The organism is Pantoea sp. CTOTU49201 (assembly GCF_032054795.1).
GTDB classification, from domain to species: domain Bacteria; phylum Pseudomonadota; class Gammaproteobacteria; order Enterobacterales; family Enterobacteriaceae; genus Pantoea; species Pantoea symbiotica.
The window spans coordinates 1-2,226 of record NZ_DAMBSA010000570.1 but is presented as its reverse complement, the minus strand read 5'-3'; the positions used below and the strand labels follow the sequence as shown (position 1 = coordinate 2,226).

The window sequence follows — 2,226 nt, the reverse complement described above, 5'->3', positions numbered from 1 at the left end:
TCTGCCAGCTCCTCCATAATGCGTAAACAGGTTTGGTAATAGGCGTTACCGGCATCGGTGAGTTTCAGGCTGCGGGTGGTGCGCTCCAGCAGCCGCGAACCGAGACGGGTTTCCAGCCGTGTTACGCTTTTACTCACTGCCGAACCGGTAAGATGCAAGCGCTCAGCGGCGGCGGCAAAGCTGCCGCTCTCGACGCTGGCAACAAAGGGAACGATATCTTTCAGGCGCTGATCGTGCATGGATTCGTGAACTCAGGTTGTGAATGCCGTGAATTAATGCCAGAGATGGGAATTTAATTCTCAATTAAACTCATCATTACTGAAACTGAGGAGAATTGAAATGCAAAAGCAGGCATTGATTGTTGGCATCAGCGGCGTGATTGGACGTGCGCTGGCAGAAAAATTGCATCGCGAAGGTTGGCAGGTGAGCGGTTTATCACGCGGACGTGGCGCTGTGCCTGAAGGTTGCCGCAGCCTGACCGCCGATTTGACGGATGCCGATGCAGTGCGTGCTGCGCTGGCGCAAGAGAAGCCGGATGCGTTGTTCTTTAGCGTCTGGTCGCGCCAGGAAAATGAGAAAGAGAATATCCGCGTGAATGGCGGCATGGTGCGCAACGTGATTGAAGCGCTGGGGGGGCGTCTGAATGGATCGCATGTGGCGCTGGTGACCGGCCTGAAGCATTATCTCGGCCCATTCGAAGCCTATGGCAAAGGCGCGGTGCCGGTAACGCCATTCCGCGAAGAGCAGGGTCGTCAGCCGGTCGATAACTTCTATTATGCGCAGGAAGACGAAGTGTTTGCCGGTGCGGAGAAATATGGCTATCGCTGGAGCGTGCACCGCCCGCACTCCATCGTCGGTTTTGCGCTGGGTAACGCGATGAATATGGGCCAGACGCTGGCGGTATACGCCACGCTGTGCCGCGAGCAAGGTTTGCCGTTTATTTTCCCAGGATCGCCCGAGCAGTGGAACGGTGTGTCCGATGTCACCGATGCCGGTTTACTGGCGGAACAGCTGTTGTGGGCCGCAACGGCGGCAGAAGCAGCTAATCAGGATTTCAACGCGGTGAACGGCGATGTGTTCCGCTGGAACTGGCTGTGGCCACGTCTGGCGGCCTATTTTGGCGTGGAAGCGGCAGCGTATCCGGCGCAGATGATGCCGCTGGAAGGGCGCATGGAGGATGCCGCCGAAGCGTGGCGCGAGGTGGCGGCGCGTTATCATTTGCGTGAGGCTGATATCACTAAACTGGCATCCTGGTGGCATACCGACGCAGATTTGGGCCGTCCGATGGAAGCTTTCACCGACATGAGTAAGAGCCGCAAAGCGGGCTTTACCGGTTATCGTTCAACGCTGGATTCGTTTACTCAGCTGTTTGATCGTTTGAAAGCGGAGAAGGTGATTCCGCAGTAACGTCCTGTTGATAGTAAAGGGCGGCTTGCCAAGGCTAATGCACGTCGGTTAAGCGTAAAATGGTCGCCATGAATGGCGACCCTACGAAGGTTTGGCGCGTTTTTCGTAGGGTGCGCATTTATGCGCACCTATATACATAAAATCCGGCATTAAGCGCAAAACCTGCGCTAAACGCGTTGAGGTAAAAATAAAAATAACCTAAGCCACATCCTGCCTATGATTAGTTTTATATTCCTATAAGTAATTAATGATTTTTAATCATTAACATGCTCATTCAACTGATTTTATTCCTATCGCCACGATCCTCACTTTTGCAGTTTAAGTTGTACGATATAAATCATCTTGTACATGTTAAATTCATAGCCTGCTATTTATTATGGACACTGAATAAATTATTTTTCCAATTAAATGTTCAGGAAAAATAATGCAGTCTATATTGATCCTACGCATCTCTTAAATTCGAGGCTGGTATGTTTCTTAACTACTTTGCGCTTGGGGTTTTAGTGTTTGTTTTTCTTGTCATCTTTTACGGGATAATTGTGCTCCACGATATCCCTTATCTCATTGCGAAATCACGTAATCATCCGCACGCAGATGCAATACACGTCGCGGGCTGGGTAAGCCTGTTTACACTCCACGTCTTATGGCCGTTCTTATGGATTTGGGCCACGCTTTACCGGCCAGATCGAGGTTGGGGAATGGAAGGGAGGAACGCGTCACTGGAACAACGCATAACTGCGTTGGAACAAAGAGTGACGGCAGACCGGGGATCTCCTAAGGGGTGACATATGGACTTACTGATTATATTGACCTATGTCG

3 protein-coding genes are annotated in these 2,226 nt (G+C 51.3%); 2 read left to right on the top strand and 1 reads right to left on the bottom strand.

All coding sequences use genetic code 11. From position 1 onward, the window contains the following. Positions 1–239, bottom strand: a 239-nt coding sequence (locus RTY00_RS23885) for a LysR family transcriptional regulator (protein WP_312666625.1), incomplete at its 3' end; no start/stop codon positions are given. A 100-nt stretch (positions 240–339) separates the two neighbouring features. Between RTY00_RS23885 and RTY00_RS23880 the strand changes: the two genes are divergently transcribed. Next, complete coding sequence (locus tag RTY00_RS23880; protein ID WP_312666624.1) at positions 340–1,407, top strand: SDR family oxidoreductase; 1,068 nt, start codon at positions 340–342, stop codon at positions 1,405–1,407. A gap of 470 nt (positions 1,408–1,877) precedes the next feature. Continuing rightward, entirely contained in the window at positions 1,878–2,192 is a 315-nt protein-coding gene (locus tag RTY00_RS23875; protein WP_312666623.1) for a DUF3302 domain-containing protein, read from the top strand. Positions 2,193–2,226: the final 34 nt, after the last annotated feature.

Bases quoted from the DNA above. Each gene is read 5' to 3' on its own strand.
- RTY00_RS23875 (WP_312666623.1), top strand. From the start codon at position 1,878: ATGTTTCTTAACTACTTTGCGCTTGGGGTTTTAGTGTTTGTTTTTCTT.
- RTY00_RS23880 (WP_312666624.1), top strand. From the start codon at position 340: ATGCAAAAGCAGGCATTGATTGTTGGCATCAGCGGCGTGATTGGACGT.